General features: G+C 53.8%; 13 protein-coding genes. 8 read left to right on the top strand and 5 right to left on the bottom strand.

The genetic code is table 11. From position 1 onward, the window contains the following. Positions 1–26: 26 nt before the first annotated feature. The 4 genes from NQF64_RS05820 to NQF64_RS05805 all read left to right on the top strand — a co-directional run bounded on the left by NQF64_RS05820 (position 27) and on the right by NQF64_RS05805 (position 6,002). Positions 27–3,338 carry an efflux RND transporter permease subunit gene (locus NQF64_RS05820; RefSeq protein ID WP_266106785.1) on the top strand — a complete coding sequence of 1,104 codons (3,312 nt, stop codon included), beginning with the start codon at positions 27–29 and terminating at the stop codon, positions 3,336–3,338. A gap of 79 nt (positions 3,339–3,417) precedes the next feature. After that, on the top strand, positions 3,418–4,089 hold the full coding sequence (gene petA / locus NQF64_RS05815; protein WP_266106784.1) for a ubiquinol-cytochrome c reductase iron-sulfur subunit: 672 nt from the start codon (positions 3,418–3,420) through the stop codon (positions 4,087–4,089). 12 nt (positions 4,090–4,101) lie between these two features. Continuing rightward, complete coding sequence (locus NQF64_RS05810; RefSeq protein ID WP_266106783.1) at positions 4,102–5,298, top strand: cytochrome b; 1,197 nt, start codon at positions 4,102–4,104, stop codon at positions 5,296–5,298. Continuing rightward, positions 5,295–6,002: a cytochrome c1 gene (locus tag NQF64_RS05805; protein WP_266106782.1), complete on the top strand. Its 708-nt coding sequence runs from the start codon at positions 5,295–5,297 to the stop codon at positions 6,000–6,002. The genes NQF64_RS05810 and NQF64_RS05805 overlap by 4 nt, the downstream gene beginning before the upstream one ends. Positions 6,003–6,059: 57 nt before the next feature. On the opposite strand, the gene NQF64_RS05800 is transcribed toward NQF64_RS05805, so the two are convergent. Then, positions 6,060–7,109 carry an NADP(H)-dependent aldo-keto reductase gene (locus NQF64_RS05800; RefSeq protein WP_266106781.1) on the bottom strand — a complete coding sequence of 350 codons (1,050 nt, stop codon included), beginning with the start codon at positions 7,107–7,109 and terminating at the stop codon, positions 6,060–6,062. Between the two features lie 166 nt (positions 7,110–7,275). Between NQF64_RS05800 and NQF64_RS05795 the strand changes: the two genes are divergently transcribed. From NQF64_RS05795 to NQF64_RS05780, 4 genes are all read left to right on the top strand, one after another. Continuing rightward, on the top strand, positions 7,276–7,962 hold the full coding sequence (locus NQF64_RS05795; RefSeq protein WP_266106780.1) for a response regulator transcription factor: 687 nt from the start codon (positions 7,276–7,278) through the stop codon (positions 7,960–7,962). A 24-nt stretch (positions 7,963–7,986) separates the two neighbouring features. Beyond that, positions 7,987–9,489, top strand: a complete 1,503-nt coding sequence (locus tag NQF64_RS05790; protein WP_266106779.1) for a sensor histidine kinase — start codon at positions 7,987–7,989, stop codon at positions 9,487–9,489. 76 nt (positions 9,490–9,565) lie between these two features. Next, complete coding sequence (locus tag NQF64_RS05785; RefSeq protein WP_099026423.1) at positions 9,566–9,910, top strand: hypothetical protein; 345 nt, start codon at positions 9,566–9,568, stop codon at positions 9,908–9,910. After that, positions 9,907–10,716, top strand: coding sequence for an SIMPL domain-containing protein (locus NQF64_RS05780; RefSeq protein WP_266106778.1), 810 nt, complete (start codon positions 9,907–9,909; stop codon positions 10,714–10,716). The genes NQF64_RS05785 and NQF64_RS05780 overlap by 4 nt, the downstream gene beginning before the upstream one ends. A 32-nt stretch (positions 10,717–10,748) precedes the next feature. Here NQF64_RS05780 and NQF64_RS05775 read toward each other — a convergent pair whose 3' ends face one another. The 4 genes from NQF64_RS05775 to NQF64_RS05760 form a co-directional block, all read right to left on the bottom strand. Further along, positions 10,749–12,002, bottom strand: coding sequence for a S1C family serine protease (locus tag NQF64_RS05775; protein ID WP_266106777.1), 1,254 nt, complete (start codon positions 12,000–12,002; stop codon positions 10,749–10,751). A gap of 129 nt (positions 12,003–12,131) precedes the next feature. Beyond that, positions 12,132–14,621, bottom strand: a complete 2,490-nt coding sequence (gene hrpB, locus NQF64_RS05770) for an ATP-dependent helicase HrpB (RefSeq protein ID WP_266106776.1) — start codon at positions 14,619–14,621, stop codon at positions 12,132–12,134. Positions 14,622–14,650: 29 nt separating this feature from the next. Further along, complete coding sequence (locus NQF64_RS05765) at positions 14,651–15,190, bottom strand: adenine phosphoribosyltransferase (protein WP_266106775.1); 540 nt, start codon at positions 15,188–15,190, stop codon at positions 14,651–14,653. Between the two features lie 97 nt (positions 15,191–15,287). After that, complete coding sequence (locus tag NQF64_RS05760) at positions 15,288–16,550, bottom strand: multidrug effflux MFS transporter (protein WP_266106774.1); 1,263 nt, start codon at positions 16,548–16,550, stop codon at positions 15,288–15,290. Between the last annotated feature and the right edge of the window lies 1 nt (position 16,551).

The following is a 16,551-nucleotide window of genomic DNA, read 5'->3' as shown; positions in this document are numbered from 1 at the left end:
AGGGCGTAAAGACACGTTGTAGGGTCATGGTCTTTTGTCGGGTTTTTATTGATCGCCCTGTAGCGACCACCCTACTAGCGCTGGCTATTTTTCTCTCCGGCTTGGTTGCTTTACCATTTTTGCCTATTGCGACCATGCCGGATATGACGGCTACCTCCATCATGGTAATCGCCAACCAACCTGGGGCAACACCCCAACAAATGGCGACCTCTGTCTCTACCCCATTAGAGCGGCATCTTGCCTCTATTGCCGATGTACAAACGCTAGAATCCAGCACGGGTAGTGGTCAAACCTCCATCTTTATTGACTTCTCACCCTCGCGTAACATTGACGGTGCGTTGCGCGACGTCCAAGCCGCTTTACGCGCAACTATGAGTGACCTGCCAACGGGCACATTAAACGCCACCCCACAAGCCTTTAAGCTAGATGGCGATAGGCCTATCTACCTCCTCCATCTGACCTCTAAACAACAATCCCGCGACCAGCTTTATGACCTCGCCCTCATCCGCATACGCCCCATTTTAGCACAAATTACAGGGGTTGGCCGGGTGGAAATATTCGGGGCGTCCAACCCCGCAGTCCGCGTAGAGCTTAACCCTTACCCGCTTTACAAATGGGGGTTAAACCCTGAGGATATTCGCTCCGCTCTTGCCTCAGCAAATGCCTATACACCCAAAGGGTTTTTCACCCTCAATGGGCAACGCATCCAACTACAAACGAATGACCAAGCCATCAATGCGGCGCAATATCGCAATCTCATCGTCGCTTATCGTAATAAGTTCTACCCTATTTATTTGCGTGACATCGCTAGAGTGCATGATGACGTACAAGATATTTATCAAGAAAGTACCTTTAATGGGCAAACTGCCATTACAATTGCTATCATGCCACAACCACATGCGAATACAGTAGCTATTGTCAATAACATTACCCAGCGTTTACCCCTCCTCCAACAAGCGATACCCGCCACGGTAAGCATTCATACAGGCTTAGACCTCTCCCGTACGATCCGCGCTTCCCTTACGGATGCAAAACTTACCTTAATCATCTCCATTCTTTTAGTTATCCTCGTTATCGCACTCTTTTTCCGGCATATTGGCAGCACACTCATCCCTGCTATCACGGTCCCTGTTGCTCTTTCTGGGACGCTAACAATCATGGCATGGTGTGGCTTCTCATTGGATGTTCTATCCCTCATGGCCCTGACGATTGCCGTGGGTTTTGTCATTGATGATGCCATTGTCGTGCTAGAAAATATCGCCCGCCATATGGAAGCAGGGGTAGAGCGTTACCAAGCAAGCCTTATTGGAACGCGTGAAATCAGCTTTACCGTTATATCTATCAGTCTCTCCCTTATTGCTGTCTTTATCCCCCTTTTATGTATCCCAGGGACATTAGGGTCCATTTTTTATGAATTCGCCCTCACAATGGTCGCAGCTATCATACTCTCGATGGTTTTATCTCTGACCCTCACCCCTATGTTATGTGCCCATTTTCTCACAATACACCATCGCACCTCTGCCGAGCCGCTCTGTAAACCCTGCTCTACTCTCTTACATGCCCCCCATATATGGGGCCTTTATGGGATACGCCTCCTCCTCGCCAATACGGAAGCCTCCCTACACCGCCTCACACAAGCTTATGAACGATCCATAAAATGGAGCTTAAAGCACCCCGTTCTCACCGGCTTAACTCTGCCGGGAAGTCTCTTTATCCTCATCGCTGGTGTTGCCATTCTTCCCAAAACCGCCCTACCGGAGATGGACCTCGCCATCCTTCAAGGCCGCATTGTTGGAGAGCCAACTCTCTCCTTCCAAGCCTTACTCCGTCGTTTACAGCAAACTGAAGCGATCATCCAAAAAGACCCAGCTGTCCAAACGGTTGTGACCTTCAACCGTAATAGCTATACGGGGGATTTTTTCATCTCCTTAAAAGCTAAGAGCCAACGCGATAATCCCCAAACCATACTTGCTCGCCTTCATAAAGCTATTCCCCAACAAGCTGGGGCGGAGGCTCTCTTCTGGGCTTTCGGCAATAACCGTCAAGGCGGTGATGATACAAACAATACAGGCAATTATCGCTATGTCCTCCAAAGCGATAACAGCACTCCCCTCTATGAAACAACACCACTCCTCCTTGCAAAACTACGTGCGAGTGGGCTCTTTCGTAACCTCTCAACCAATGCAGAAGATATGGGCTCTTCAGCTCATATTATCGTCCATAGAGACCTAGAAGCGCGCTATAATGTCACACCTCAATTAATCCAAAATGCCCTTTTTGATTCTTACGGGCAAAGCATTGTCTCGACCATTCATCTCCCCCTTACCAACCACAAAGTGGTCATGGTGGTTGATGACCCTTTCCGCCAGTACCCCAACACACTCCATCATCTCTGGCTTTCCACCTCTGCTGGGACAGCCGCCGGGGGGATTGCCTCTAATCTGATCCGTGTCCGCAGCAAAGGGACATTAAGCGCACAAGCCTCCATCGCTCAAGATTCTGTGACGAACTCTTTTGCCAATAAACTCTCGGGCAATAATTCCAACGGAGCGGCAGTGTCCTCGTCTCAAGAGACGATGATCCCACTGGATAATGTCGCCACTATTGCCAAAACCCCCATGCCCCTGACTATTGCTCATCACAATGGTTATTACGCCACAACGCTTTCTTTTGATCTAACAGACGGCCATAGCTACGATGAGGCAGTAACCATCATCAAAAATACATTAGTAAATCTCCACGTCTCCGATGTAATTCATGGGGAGTTTACTGGTACAATAGGTGAAACCAACGCGCTTATGACCAACGCACTACTCGCCTTTCTTGCCGCTATCGCCATTATGTACATCACCTTAGGTATTCTTTATGAAAGTCTCATACACCCTATCACCATCCTCTCTACCCTGCCTTCTGCCGGGGTGGGGGCTGTCTTAGGGCTTTGGGTTGCAGGAGAAAGCTTTAGCCTTATTGCCGTCATTGGCATCATTTTACTCACAGGTATTGTTAAGAAAAATGCCATCTTGGTCATTGATTTTGCCCTACAAACCCATAAATCCAACCCTGAGATGACAGCCGAGCAAGCTATCCAGCAGGCCTCTATCATCCGCTTCCGCCCCATCCTGATGACAACATTAGCCGCAGCTTTAGGCGGGGTACCACTACTCATCAGCGATGGGTATGGCTGTGAGCTCCGCCGCCCCTTAGGGGTAGCGATTTTAGGGGGGATGGCCATCAGCCAGCTTTTAACCTTCTACACCACACCTGCTATTTATCTTTTGATGGAACGGCTAAAACATCGTTGCCAATATCTCACAAAAAAGCTGATTGCACGCGCCTAATACCCCATAAGGGGGCTTCTCTACATTGCGTCACTTTATCGCTATTTCTATAAAGAAAAGCCTGATAAGGAGCGCGCCCATGACCCAGCAGAACGATACCCCCCCGCCGCACCCAGCTTTGGATGACGCCCCCCTTTTCCCTCGCCCTACGCGGCGGCGGGTCCTAACGGCAAGCTCTCTCGCTTTAGGCGGAGCTGGGGCCTGCACGCTCGCTGCGCCCTTCCTCAATAGTCTCCGCCAGACTGAAGCACGCTCTGCGGAGAACACGCATGAACACGCCATTCTTGATGTCACTGTGCAGGATTTAGAGCCGGGTAGCCACAAAATAGTCGTTTGGCAGGGCCTTCCGGTTGCTATTCAACGCCGCACGCCAGAGATGCTCCGCGCTTTGGAGGACCCTACCCTCCTCACCCAACTGGCCGACCCACAATCACGTATCCATCAACAACCCGCCGAGGCTGAAAACCCCCATCGCTCCCTGCGGGCTGACTATGGGGTTTATATCACCATTTGCACCCATCTAGGCTGCGTCCCCAATTATCAAGATAGTGCAAACTTACCGGCCTCTGGTGGGTTCTTCTGCCCGTGTCATGGCTCACAATTTGATGGGGCGGGACGTGTCCTACGCAATATGCCCGCCCCTTATAATTTGCCCGTCCCGCCCCTTCATTTTGTTGATGATAACACCATCCGCCTAGGGGAAAGCTTACTCTCCCCTCATTACGACATCACCAAAATCCAACAACTGTAAGGGACGGCCTCTATGATGAATCACACCCCCACACCGCCTTCCCATTGGCTTGACCGCCGCTTGCCTTTCCTACGGCCTTTCTGCCGCCATATGGCGCGCTTCCCCATGCCGCCGGTAAATCTGCTCTGGACTATCGGGGCCTGTTTGATCGCCGCCTTCGGCCTCATGATTGTAAGCGGGATTTTTCTTGCCCTCCACTACCAGCCCGATATGACGCAGGCTTTTGAAAGCATTGAAGCGATTGAACGCCGCGTCCCCTCTGGCTGGTTGGTCCGTAGCATCCATACAGGCGGGGTCAGCATGCTCTTTGCAGCCCTCTATCTCCATATAGGGAGAGGGCTATGGTATGGCTCCTACAAGGCCCCACGAGAGCTTGTCTGGCTCTCTGGCCTTATTGTGATGCTCCTTTTTATGGTCACAGCCTTTGCAGGGTATGTTTTACCATGGGGGCAGATGTCCTATTGGGGCGCAACCGTTATTACCCATGCGGTGGACGCCGTGCCAGCTATTGGGCATCCGCTGCTTGTTTATCTCCTTGGGGAAGAGACGTTAGGCAATATTGCGCTGCACCGCTTTTTCATCCTGCATTTTACCCTTGGCTTCATTATCGCCACTCTGATTGGCCTGCATATCATCTGCCTCCACGGGACAGGCTCTAGCAATCCAACCCTAGATAGCCCCCAGCCTGACAAAACAACACGGCCTTTCGCACCGTTTTATGTTGTCAAAGATAGCTTAGCCGTCTGTATTTTTCTGGCATTATTGGCGGGGTTAATCTTCTTCCTCCCCGGTTTATTAAGCAAGATTGATAACATTACCCCTGCCAATCCCCTCAAAACCCCTGCTGATATTACGCCAGAATGGTATCTTGCCCCGTGGTTTGCCATGCTGCGCGCTATTCCCTCCCGCCTTGGGGGGCTTATCATAGCGGCCTCTAGCTTACTCGTCCTTTTTGCTCTCCCTTGGTTGGATATCTCCCCCCGCCATAATGCGACCTATCGGCCTTTTATCCGCATCGGGATGGGGCTTTTCTTCCTCGCCTTCCTCACCCTCATCGTAGCAGGGCTACAACCAGCTACCCCCCTATGGGCATGGATAAGCCGAGGCGCATTGCTGGTATGGTTCCTCGTGTTTCTCGTTCTGCTCCCCTTCACTGCATGGCAAGAGCGCAAAGCCGCACAATCCTCACAAAAGGATGTACAGTCATGATGCCACACCGTCTGTTATGGGCTCCTTTTGCTCTATTCACCCTCATCAGCGGGGCCGCTAGCCCTGCTCTCGCCGCCCCTATCACGGCGGCATCCCCTACTCCGCCCCCCATTATGAAGCCGGAAGAACGCGGGTTGCTCATCTTCCAGCAAATATGCAGCTCCTGCCATAGTATGGACCATGCCCATTATGGGGATATGATTGCGTTACAACCAGATGTTGCCGCCTTGCAGCATTGGGCACAACAACGCCATACAGGGTTAGAAAGCCCCATTGCCTCCCCTTATCCTAGTGTCGCTGTGGGCAAAGCGAATAATGGGGGGGACTACCCGCCAGACCTCTCCCATATTGTCCGCACAATACGCGGTGGGCCGGATTATATCCGCCACATGCTTGCAGATTATCGCCCTGCTCCCCCCGGCGTTACACTCGCCCCACATACTTATTACAACCCCACGGCACTCACGCATCATCACAAGTTCAAAATGCGGCCGCCTTTGCAAGAGGGGGCTATCAACTTCCCCGATGGGACAAAAGCGACCATCCCCCAAATGGCCAGCGATGTCACAGCCTTTCTCCAATGGGCTGATGATAGCCATAAACGCACCCGCCATTTTATCGGCACGGCTGTGCTGCTTTATCTCGCACTACTAAGTGGGGTTTTGCTTGCCCTGTGGCGCGTCTTAAAAAAGGATGCCCCCTAAAAGACGAGCCGGAACATAATGATGCTCCGGCTCTCCCTTTACTTTATATACTTCCCCTTAAGGGGCAGGGTTGGCGTTTAGCTGATGGATGGCGTTAATCTTCTCCTCCAGCTCCGGCGTAATGGTGAGATTGACGGATGTTAGAGCCGTCTCAAGCTGCTGCAAATTAGTTGCCCCGATGATGTTAGAGGCCACAAAGGGACGGGTGGTTACAAACGCAATCGCCATTTGGGCGAGGTCTAACCCGCTCTCTTTCGCAAGGGCCTGATAAGCACGAATCGCATCATCAACGCCCGGTTTTTCGTAACGCTGCCCCCGCTCAAAGAGGGTTGTCCGCGCCCCCGGTGGGCGGGCACCATCCAGATATTTACCCGTTAAATAGCCCTGCGCGAGTGGAGAATAAGCCAATAAGCCGACATCCTCCCGCAAGCCCATCTCGGCAAGGCCAATCTCATAAGTGCGGTTCAACAGATTATAGGCGTTTTGGATAGAGGCAATACGCGGCTGTTTTTCCTCGCGTGAAACACGCAAAAACTCCGCCACACCCCATGCGGTCTCGTTAGATAAACCTACATGACGGACCTTGCCTTCCTTCACCAACTCCCCCAATGCGCCTAATGTCTCAGCAATCGGCACTTCATCAGCATCAGAGAGGGTTTGGAAGGTCGTACCCCCTTCACCAAAGATGTTAATCTTACGGTCTGGCCAATGGAGCTGATAAAGGTCCAAATAATCCGTATTGAGCCGCTTGAGCGATTGCTCGATCGCATATCGAATCTGCCCCGGTGTCAGGCGTGGTTTCTCCCCATCGGGGCGGAACCACTCATTCTGGCTACGCCCAACCACCTTGCTGGCTAGGATAATTTTATCACGATTACCGCGCGCCTTTAGCCAACTCCCCACAATGCGCTCGGTCGAGCCTTGTGTCTCTGCACGCGGAGGGATGGAATATAATTCCGCCGTGTCGATGAAATTTACGCCATGTTCGAGGGCCATATCGAGCTGAGCATGACCTTCTGCCTCGGTATTTTGTTGTCCAAAGGTCATGGTTCCTAAGCATAGTTCGCTTACTTTAAGGCTAGTTCTCCCTAAGGGTCTGTATTGCATGGCTATTCCCCTCTCCTTACAATCACAGTGTCTCCAACATCCTAACATGCCCGTAATATGAGGCAAGAAAGCCCTTGAAGGGCGATCTTCCCTTTTCCCCCAGCTTACCGCTATCCTAGGCGCACAAACGCTCTATAGAGCAGACTAGACGAAACAGGCAGGACCAATGCATATCTTACTGGTTGAGGATGATCCCACCGTTCGCTCCTTTGTCCTTAAAGGTCTTAAAGAAGCTGGGCATGATGTAGACCATGCCGATAATGGCAAAGATGGGCTCTATCTCGCTGTTGGAGAAAAATACGATATTATCATCTTAGACCGGATGCTCCCCGGTGGAGTCGATGGCTTGCATATTCTTGAGACCCTCCGCAGCCAGAAGAACAATACCCCTGTGCTATTGCTCTCTGCCCTCTCTGATGTGGATGACCGGGTCGATGGGTTGCGTGCCGGTGGGGATGATTACGTCACAAAACCTTTTGCCTTCTCCGAGCTTCTCGCCCGTGTGGAGGCCCTCGGCCGCCGTGGGCATAATGAAACCGCCCCAGAGACAACCCTCACTGTAGGTGACCTCACATTAGACCTCCTCTCCCGCGAGGTACGGCGTGGAGGCCAGAAGATCGACCTCCAACCGCGTGAGTTCCGCCTCCTAGAGTTCCTTGTCCGCCATGCAGGACAGGTTGTAACCCGCACCATGCTGCTGGAGAAAGTTTGGGATTATCATTTTGACCCGCAGACCAATGTGATTGATGTCCATGTCTCCCGTCTCCGGCAGAAGGTTGATAAACCTTTTGAGACTGCCATCATTCATACAGTCCGCAATGCAGGCTATATCCTCCGCCCGACACAAAGTTAGCGCGGATAAGAGGTTAGCTACTTTATGAAGAAGGATAAGAAAGCCCCGCGCCGTTGGCTCCAATGGCGGCGGGGTGATGCCACCAAAGTGGGGCGATGGCATTGGCCTATCCGCTCCGCTGGGATTAACTTCGCCCTCGGCTATGGCGTGTTATTTCTTATCTCAGCCACGCTTTTCTTATCCTTCATCTGGTGGAGTAGTACCAACCTCCTCACCCAGCATGTCCGTGCCTTTATAGAGACCGATGCGCAGGAGCTCACACAGCGATGGCACTATGGCGGCCCCCCTGCCCTCAGCAGCGCCATTACAGACCGCTTGGAACAAAATATTGATGATGATGCCCTCTATTTGCTCGTCGACCGCCGCGGGCGACGTTTAGCGGGCAATCTACCTGGCTGGCCCGTTGCCATCACAAAGATGGATCATTTTTACGAGCTTACCATCCGCCGTTATACCTTCTCCACCCCCGCGCAATTTAAAGCCTACCACCTCACCCACGGCTTTAAGCTCATTGTCGGGCATGACATCAGGGGCCGCGCCCTCCTCAGTACGGTCATCACCCGTACCCTCATTTGGTGTGCTGTGATGATTGCCCTCCTCGCTATTGGCGGGGCTTTAGTGGTGCGTAATCTCTTCCGCCGTATTGTTGGCTCCATCGCTCGCACGGCCTCTGCTGTGGCAAGTGGGGACCTTAACCACCGCATCGCCCTCACAGGCAGCGAGACGGACCTTGTTGCTGAGACGGTCAACACCATGCTGGACCGAATCAACCGGTTGATGGAAGGGGTCCGCCAAGTCTCCAACGCCATTGCTCATGACCTCCGCACCCCCATCACCCGCGCCCGTAACCAACTTGAAGAAGCGCTCTTTTCTGCCTCCTCACCTGATGAGCTACGCCTAGCGGCGGACAAAGCGATTGAAGACCTCGACCATATTACCGGTATCTTTGAAGCCCTCCTCCGCATTGCCCAAATTGAGGCCGGGGCCCGTCGCTCCGCCTTTACTATGGTGGACCTTAACCAACTCCTCACTAATATGGCGGAATTATATGAAGCCTCTGCTGAAGATGCAGGGTTAAGCCTCCATATGGATATCAGCCCACTGCCCCCTCTTTATGGGGATGAGCGTATGCTCCAACAGGCTTTGGCGAATCTGTTAGATAACGCGATTAAGTTTTCCCCCCCTCGTAGCCTACTCTCCCTCACAGCCCGCCCCGTTACAGCCATTACACCGCGTGGTCATACAGCGCACACCACCCCCACTGGGATAGAAATTAGTGTGCAAGACCAAGGGCCGGGGATGAATGAAGCTGATATTCTCCGTGCGCATGAACGCTTCTTCCGTGCCGAAAGTGCCCGCCATACGCCTGGCTCTGGCCTTGGGCTCTCCCTCGTCCAAGCGGTAACGAGCCTTCATCATGGCCGCCTTATCCTCACACGCACGAATCCGGGGTTGAAGGTCACACTCTTCCTCCCGCTTCTACAACAAGACGCGGACCACACCACAACAACAGCGTCCCATGCATGAATACCCCGCTATGCCTTACGAAAGTTTCATACCTTACTCATCTTAAAAGTGTAGTTTCTATGATACCGTTGTACCCATGCGCACCATTTGCTCACTCACGGCTCTAATTCTTGTCATCCCGCTAACAATGCGGCCGAACATTGCGAGAGCCTCACTCTTATCGGATGGAGACTCATCTCCACCCCCTCAAGACCTTGTCATTACTAGTGATAGTCCAGCTTATTGCGCCCAACTCAGTGAGCATCTGGCTGAGAAAATACGCACCCCCCATAATGTCCCTGTTGGCGCCATGGATGATGCCCAACATTTGTTAGAAGAAGGCCGGGAACTCTGCCAACAAAATCACATTCGCGCAGGGATAGGCCGTTTGCGGCGCGCGCTTGTTCTCCTCAAAAATCAGGAAGAAGGACCTCGTCAATGAGCCTACGTCACCCCCTTACCGCGTTGAGTCTAGCGACATTCGCCGCAGGGTCTTTGTTGGTAACCCCCCTCTCCGTTGCTTCCGCCGCGCCTGAGGGGGAGGCCCTACTCCCCCCTCACCAAGCACCGCCACCGCCGCCTATGCCTCATCCTCGCGGTACGGAACTAAGCTTCACTGTCTCTGATGAAGCACAAGCAACGGCCGATACGCTCATTATTCATCTCTCTGCTAAGGCCGAAAATGCCACCCCCAGCAGTGCGCAGCAGCAGCTCAATCAACGCGTTAATGCGGCGATGAAGCTCCTTAATGCTCAATCCGCTATTAAAAGCACGGCCGATAATTATATGGTTGGGGAGGAATACGGCCCCCATAACAAACATAGCTGGGTTGCCCAACAAAGCCTGACATTAAGCAGCCAAGACCGCGAGCAGCTCCTCGCTATGACGGAGAAGCTCCAACAGCTTGGTCTGAGCATTGAGAGCATGCAATGGACCCTCAACCCCCAACTGCGTGAAACGCTAGAGCAACAAGCCCGCCTTGGTGCGCTTAAAAAACTCCGCCAACAGGCAGAGGAGGATGCCGCTGCCCTTGGTCTCTCCTTAATCCGGCTAGAGCGCGTCCATATTGGGGGGCAAGGCCCCATAAATCCGCTTGAGCCTCGCCCCCCCATGCTCATGATGGCCGAGATGCGCAGTGCCGCTACACCCCCTAGCAGCACGGCAGAGGTACAAACAATCCGTGTTACCATCCATGCTCAAGCCCTATTGGCTGATAAGCTGGAGAAGAACACCCCTCCTACTCCCTAAGAAGAAAGGGGGCCATATAGACGCGCCCCCGTTTAAAAATCCGCTATAGGGCGTTTACCGAGCGTTACAGGGAGGGTCATCTCTTTCCCCTCCCGGCGGATGGTAAAGTTAAAGACGGTTCCCGGATGTGCCGCTGCGACACTGCGTAATACTGTCCGTGCATCATGCACAGGCACATCACCAATAGCGAGGATGGCGTCTTTTTTCCGCAAACCGCCCTGCCAAGCCGCCCCGTGTGGGTCCACATCCTCCACCCACATAGGCGCACTTGCGTCATTCAATGTGACCCCAAGCCAGCCATGCTCCACATGACCAGTCTTACGAATCGATTCCACAACCGGGGCTACAATCTCTGAGGGGATGCCAAAGCCAATCCCCACCGAGCCATCACTGGGCGAGGCGATCGCGGCATTCATCGCCACAACCTGCCCTTGAAGGTTAAAGGCTGGTCCGCCGGAATTACCGGGGTTAATAGGGGCATCAAGCTGCATGAAGTCATCCAGCGCACCACTGCCTAAATCCCGCCCTACAGCAGAGACAATCCCCGCCGTAACGGAGGAGCCAAAACCAAAAGGATTCCCAGCAACCAAAATCCAATCGCCAATCTCTACCTGCCGGCTATCCCCCCATGTCACAGAGGGGAGCGGGGTCGGGCTATCGACCTTGATAACGGCGATATCAGTCATGGGGTCCTCCCCCAAACTCCGCGCTTTAAGCGACCGCCCATCAGAGAGCGAAACCATAATCCGCGAGGCATGGCCTATCACATGCCGGTTCGTCACGATAATGCCCGAAGCATCCACGACAAAGCCGGACCCTGCGCCAGTTAAATCATCATCAGCAGGCCGAACGACATGATGTTTCTGTCCCCGATGCCGCCGATGAGGGGCAGGGATGGGTGCCATTTTGCGCGCTGGTGTTTTTTGAGGAGAGGTTGAGGCAGCCCCGTCCTCATCGTCATTCACCGGCCCATGAGAGATAGAAATATTCACAACAGCCGGAATCACCTGGTGCACCAACGGGGCAAAACTAGGCAAACTCAAGGCTTCCCGCACAGCTACAGGGTCACGCTGAGTGCCCCCTGCCGTAGGAGACGACGCCGGCACAGCTGCTGAAGGCAACACCAAAGGGGACGATACCGGCACAGGGGGGTGATGCACAGCTTGATAAAACCGCGTATTACGGATGGGTGTAGGGACCTTCTCCCCACCAGGGACCCACCATAGGCATATGCCCATCGCCGCCACACTCCCAACAGCCGCTGGGACTAAAACAGACCAGACCACATGCCTTATTACCGGCTGCATGAATACCTCATTCCCTTCCATAACAGCCATAACGCGGCCAAACGACTCCCTATACCCCCTATCACACTCCCTCACACAATCCTACAGGCAGCCCCTTTATACCGCCTCTTAGGACGTCTCATCAGCGGGGTTTTCTGGCCAATGATGTTTAGGATACCGCCCACGCATATCCCGCCGCATATCCAACCAACCCGCCTTCCAAAACTGCGCTAAATCCGCTGTAACAGCCTGCGGACGCCCTGCCGGGGAGAGCAAGGTCGCTTGTAAGGGCACCTTACCACCTGCCAATTTTGGCAGCGACATTATCCCGTAAAAATCCTGCGCACGCGCTGCAAGAGAGGGGATGACCGTTGTATAATCAATCCGCCTATGTCCCCCCTTTAATGCCACATGAGTAGGAAGCTGGCGCGCAAGCTCTTGTTGGTCCTCATAAGATAATAAGCTCGTCAGAATAGCCGTCATATCCAACTCTTTAAGCTGAGCGAGGCGGTCCATCCCCGCAAGCCACGGCTCCAGCCATTCCATAGACTGCATTAACGCATCATCGCTTATATCCGGCAAATGAGGCGCGTAATGCGTCCGCGCAAGGGCGACGCGCGCTTGCATCTGCCGCGCTGTATCGGACCATTCCACATAACGAGGAAGGTCTGCCTGCACTTTGGCAAGCAAGGCCGTGGTAATATCCTCTGGCAATGGGGGTACATTTTTATCCCTTAGGATAAGAGCCCCCAACCGTACTCTCTGACGTACAATTACCTTGCCCGAAGTACCATCAAGAGCAGGCTCCCGCTGCTCCTGCATACAGGCTTTAACGGAATCAGGCAGCTCATCCATTGTCACGGGGGCAGCAAGGGTCATGCTCGTACCCTTACCACTATGAAAGGCCGCCCCCGCTAAAAGCTCCTCCTTCACTAAAGGGTCCGCCGCATTGAGCCGCGCACTCCCACCCCCTGCAAGGCGATAACGTCCTTCCGCATGGGTCCGCTGTGCGAGACGATCAGGGAAACCCGCCGCGATCAAACGCCCCACGCCATAGCCCTGCATACCTGCCGTCACATATTCTGCTAATTGGCGACGGCCACCCTTTTGCCCACCACGCTGCCAAAAACGCTCCGCCGCTTGTTGGAGCCTACGCATCACAGGGCGCGGCACACGCCCATCATCATGGGTAAAGAGCCTCAAACGCAGCCGAATATCTGCCGAGAGGGCCTCCCCCATACCCTCGCGCCCTCTCAAGGGGTCACGCTCCTCCAACAAGGCGGCTAAACACGCTGCTACTGCTTGCTCCTCCACCGTACGCGCAGCGCACAGCAAGGCAGCTAAACGAGGATGCGTGCCAAAATTAATCATCCTCTGCCCAAGAGGGGTTAACACTCCCTCTTTATCCAACGCCCCTAACTCATGTAGCAATGCTTGTGCCGCTGCAAGGCCACCAGCAGGGGCAGGATCGAGCAAAGGTAGAGCCTTTGGCTCTGTCCCCATCGCTTGCTGCCATGCCGCTGTCAGGAGGGCAAAATCACATAAATCAGCCTCTAAAATGGCGGGGATGTCCTGCACAATCAAACTGCGCTGTGTCATCTCCGACCATAAACGAATAGCCACACCGGGGGCTTGCCGCCCTGCGCGCCCTGCCCGTTGCTCCGCCGTAGCGCGGGAGATGCGGCGTGTGTGCAACCGCGGTAAGCCCGTACTGGCATCACGCTGTGGCAAACGCCGCCACCCACCATCTACCACCACACGCACCCCCGGTACGGTAACAGAAGTTTCTGCAATGGAGGTCGCCAATACAATCCGCCGTCCTGAGGTGGGATCTAACGCACGGGCTTGGTCCTCAACCGATTGTTCCCCATACAGGGGATAAAGTGGAGCTTGCTCGCCCAAAAGACGCTGCAAAAAAGCCTCTGTGCGGCGTATCTCCCCTATACCGGGTAAGAAAGCTAGAATAGAGCCTTCTTCCTCCTGCCATGCTTGCGCCACGGCGTGCGCGCATGCCTCTGGTAAATCCCGCAGATGGCCTATATCCCGCCTATGGCGAATTTCTACAGGGTAGTGCCGCCCATCACTCTCAAGCAATGGAGCCTGCAAAGCGGTTGTAAAAAGGCTAGCCTCTAAGGTGGCAGACATCGCTATGAGGCGTAAATCCGGCCGAAAGTTCTGCTGCACATCACGGCAGAATCCTAAAGCCGTATCTCCATCGAGGGAACGCTCATGCACCTCATCGAAAATAACAGCAGCCACGCCCTCCAAAAGCGGGTCTGCCACAAGGCGGCGGACCAATAGCCCTTCTGTTACAACCTCAATACGCGTTTGGGTAGAAACCGCACTCTCCAGCCGGGTACGATACCCAATCACCCCACCGGGGGCTTCCCCTCGCAAAGCGGCCATACGCTGCGCCGCAGCCCGCACCGCTACACGCCGTGGCTCGACCAACAAAATACGCCCCGCCCCCAACCATGCCGGAGCACGCTCTAACAAAAAGGGAGGGACGGTTGTCGTCTTACCCGCACCCGGTGGAGCTACGAGAACGAGATTCGGCCCCGCGAGCAAGGCCTCATGCAGCGCGGGCAAAATCTCTGTTACCGGTAAAGGCTCTGACATCACACCACGCTGCATACGGGAGATAACGCTTAATCCTCGTAGGTCAGCAGGGACGTCACCGGCACGTCAATCTTCTTACGCCCCCCAAGAGCTAAAAGCTCTATCATGACTGATGCCCCCACAACCTCCGCCCCGGCCTTGCGTAAAAGGTCGATCGAGGCAGCAAGTGTTCCACCTGTTGCAAGGAGGTCATCTAACACGACAACACGTTGACCGGGTGTGACCGCATCAGCCTGAATATGCAGCTCATCCTCGCCATATTCGAGGCTATATTTATGAGAGATTGTCTTACCCGGTAGCTTGCCCGGTTTGCGCAGCATCGTAAAGCCACATCCAAGCCGCGTTGCGAGCGGGGCAGCGGTAAGGAAGCCACGGCTCTCAATCCCTGCCAAAAGGTCCGGCTGAAAGCGAGAGACAACCTGCGCTAGCCGCCCTGTCGCCACCTGCCATGCTTCTGGATTCCGAATCAAGGTCGAAATATCGTAGAAAAGAATCCCCGGCTTAGGAAAATCTGGAACCTCGCGGATATAGCGTTTCAGCTCCAATGGGGCAGGGTCTTTAAAGGGCATGAGCGCACTTCCCTCATAAATAGGGTCAGAATAAACAAAGGCCCCTTATAGGCCCTTCTCTTAGCGAGGGGGAAGGGGCATATGCCGCCCCATCCCATTAAGGAGCAAAACGAGCTGATAACAGCATGAAGATATAAGCCACAAACAGCATAATCCCCATGGGAATAGCCGTACCTACAGGCAACCAAGAGACCATCACACTCGCTGCAATCCCAAAGAGATATTGCCCTGTCCCAGCCAAAGCTGTGGCAACACCCGCATTACGGCCCTGCGTCAATAAAGCCCCGGCCATAGCATTCGGCCCGATGCAACCGCCGGAGCCTAAAGCACACACCATCGCCCCAAATAATGGCCATAAATAAAGATGTTTAAGATGCCCCGCTGCGTCCACATCTATCGCAGACCACACAGCAATCGCTAACAAAATCACCGACCCTATCATGCTGATGGTCAAGCCAGCTTTTAACAGGGTCCGGCTATGATAATAATTCAACAACCACGCATTAATCTGCGATGAGGCAATCATACATAATGCCATCACCCCAAAGAGCATCCCATATTGGAAGGGTGTGAAGGCATACACGCTCTCAAATAAGAAAGGGGCGGCAGTAAGATACGTGAAGATAACAAAGCCCTGTATCATCCAAATCAGAGCATTGAAGCGATAATTCCTATCCTGCAAGGTTTGCCCGTAGCGGACAATAACAGGCCATAACCTGATAGGGTGACGGTCCTCCCCGGCCAATGTTTCTGGCAGAAAGAGAAAAACAATCACTAACCCCACAACCCCATATAATGATGTCGCCCAGAAAATATCGCGCCAACTAATAAATTGCAGCGCAAAGCCACCAAGAGCGGGGGCCAAAATCGGCACCACACCTTGGATGAGAATCAACCGAGACATCAACTTCGCCGTGGCATCACCAATGGTCAGGTCGCGCACACAAGCATTGGGCACCACGAGGCTTGCCGCCCCCATCAAGGCCGCAAAAGCACGAAAGAAGCACAACATCGGCATAGAGGTTGCAAGTGCGCAACCCGCAGCGGCTATGGCATAAAATAACGTCCCCACTAAAAGCGGACGACGCCGGCCAAAACGGTCTGTTATCGGCCCTACGAGAATCTGCCCAATCGCTAAGCCCGCCACCCAGGCAGCCATGGTCAAGCTCCCCGTCCCAGCAGCAGAGCCTAACTGACGCTCCATCTCTGGCAAAGCGGGCAAATAAATATCAGTCGAGACAGGGCCTACAGCGGTGAGTGTCCCTAATATTAAAGGCACCCACATGGGCAAATGCCCACCTCTTACCAAGGGCTTTGTAAGCACGGCTTGCTCGAAAACACTGCGTTGTGACATCGCCATA

It is taken from the genome of Bombella saccharophila, from assembly GCF_026385475.1.
In the GTDB taxonomy this organism is placed as follows: Bacteria; Pseudomonadota; Alphaproteobacteria; order Acetobacterales; family Acetobacteraceae; genus Bombella; species Bombella saccharophila.
Note: the sequence above shows the minus strand (reverse complement) of the source record. Positions and strands in the feature narration are given on the sequence as shown.

Excerpts from the sequence above, each read along its gene's own strand:
- NQF64_RS05765 (WP_266106775.1), bottom strand. The coding sequence starts at position 15,190 with ATGCCCTTTAAAGACCCTGCCCCATTGGAGCTGAAACGCTATATCCGC.
- petA (WP_266106784.1), top strand. The coding sequence starts at position 3,418 with ATGACCCAGCAGAACGATACCCCCCCGCCGCACCCAGCTTTGGATGAC.
- NQF64_RS05795 (WP_266106780.1), top strand. The coding sequence starts at position 7,276 with ATGCATATCTTACTGGTTGAGGATGATCCCACCGTTCGCTCCTTTGTC.
- hrpB (WP_266106776.1), bottom strand. The coding sequence starts at position 14,621 with ATGTCAGAGCCTTTACCGGTAACAGAGATTTTGCCCGCGCTGCATGAG.
- NQF64_RS05800 (WP_266106781.1), bottom strand. The coding sequence starts at position 7,109 with ATGCAATACAGACCCTTAGGGAGAACTAGCCTTAAAGTAAGCGAACTA.
- NQF64_RS05780 (WP_266106778.1), top strand. The coding sequence starts at position 9,907 with ATGAGCCTACGTCACCCCCTTACCGCGTTGAGTCTAGCGACATTCGCC.
- NQF64_RS05790 (WP_266106779.1), top strand. The coding sequence starts at position 7,987 with ATGAAGAAGGATAAGAAAGCCCCGCGCCGTTGGCTCCAATGGCGGCGG.
- NQF64_RS05760 (WP_266106774.1), bottom strand. The coding sequence starts at position 16,550 with ATGGCGATGTCACAACGCAGTGTTTTCGAGCAAGCCGTGCTTACAAAG.
- NQF64_RS05810 (WP_266106783.1), top strand. The coding sequence starts at position 4,102 with ATGATGAATCACACCCCCACACCGCCTTCCCATTGGCTTGACCGCCGC.
- NQF64_RS05820 (WP_266106785.1), top strand. The coding sequence starts at position 27 with ATGGTCTTTTGTCGGGTTTTTATTGATCGCCCTGTAGCGACCACCCTA.
- NQF64_RS05785 (WP_099026423.1), top strand. The coding sequence starts at position 9,566 with ATGCGCACCATTTGCTCACTCACGGCTCTAATTCTTGTCATCCCGCTA.
- NQF64_RS05805 (WP_266106782.1), top strand. The coding sequence starts at position 5,295 with ATGATGCCACACCGTCTGTTATGGGCTCCTTTTGCTCTATTCACCCTC.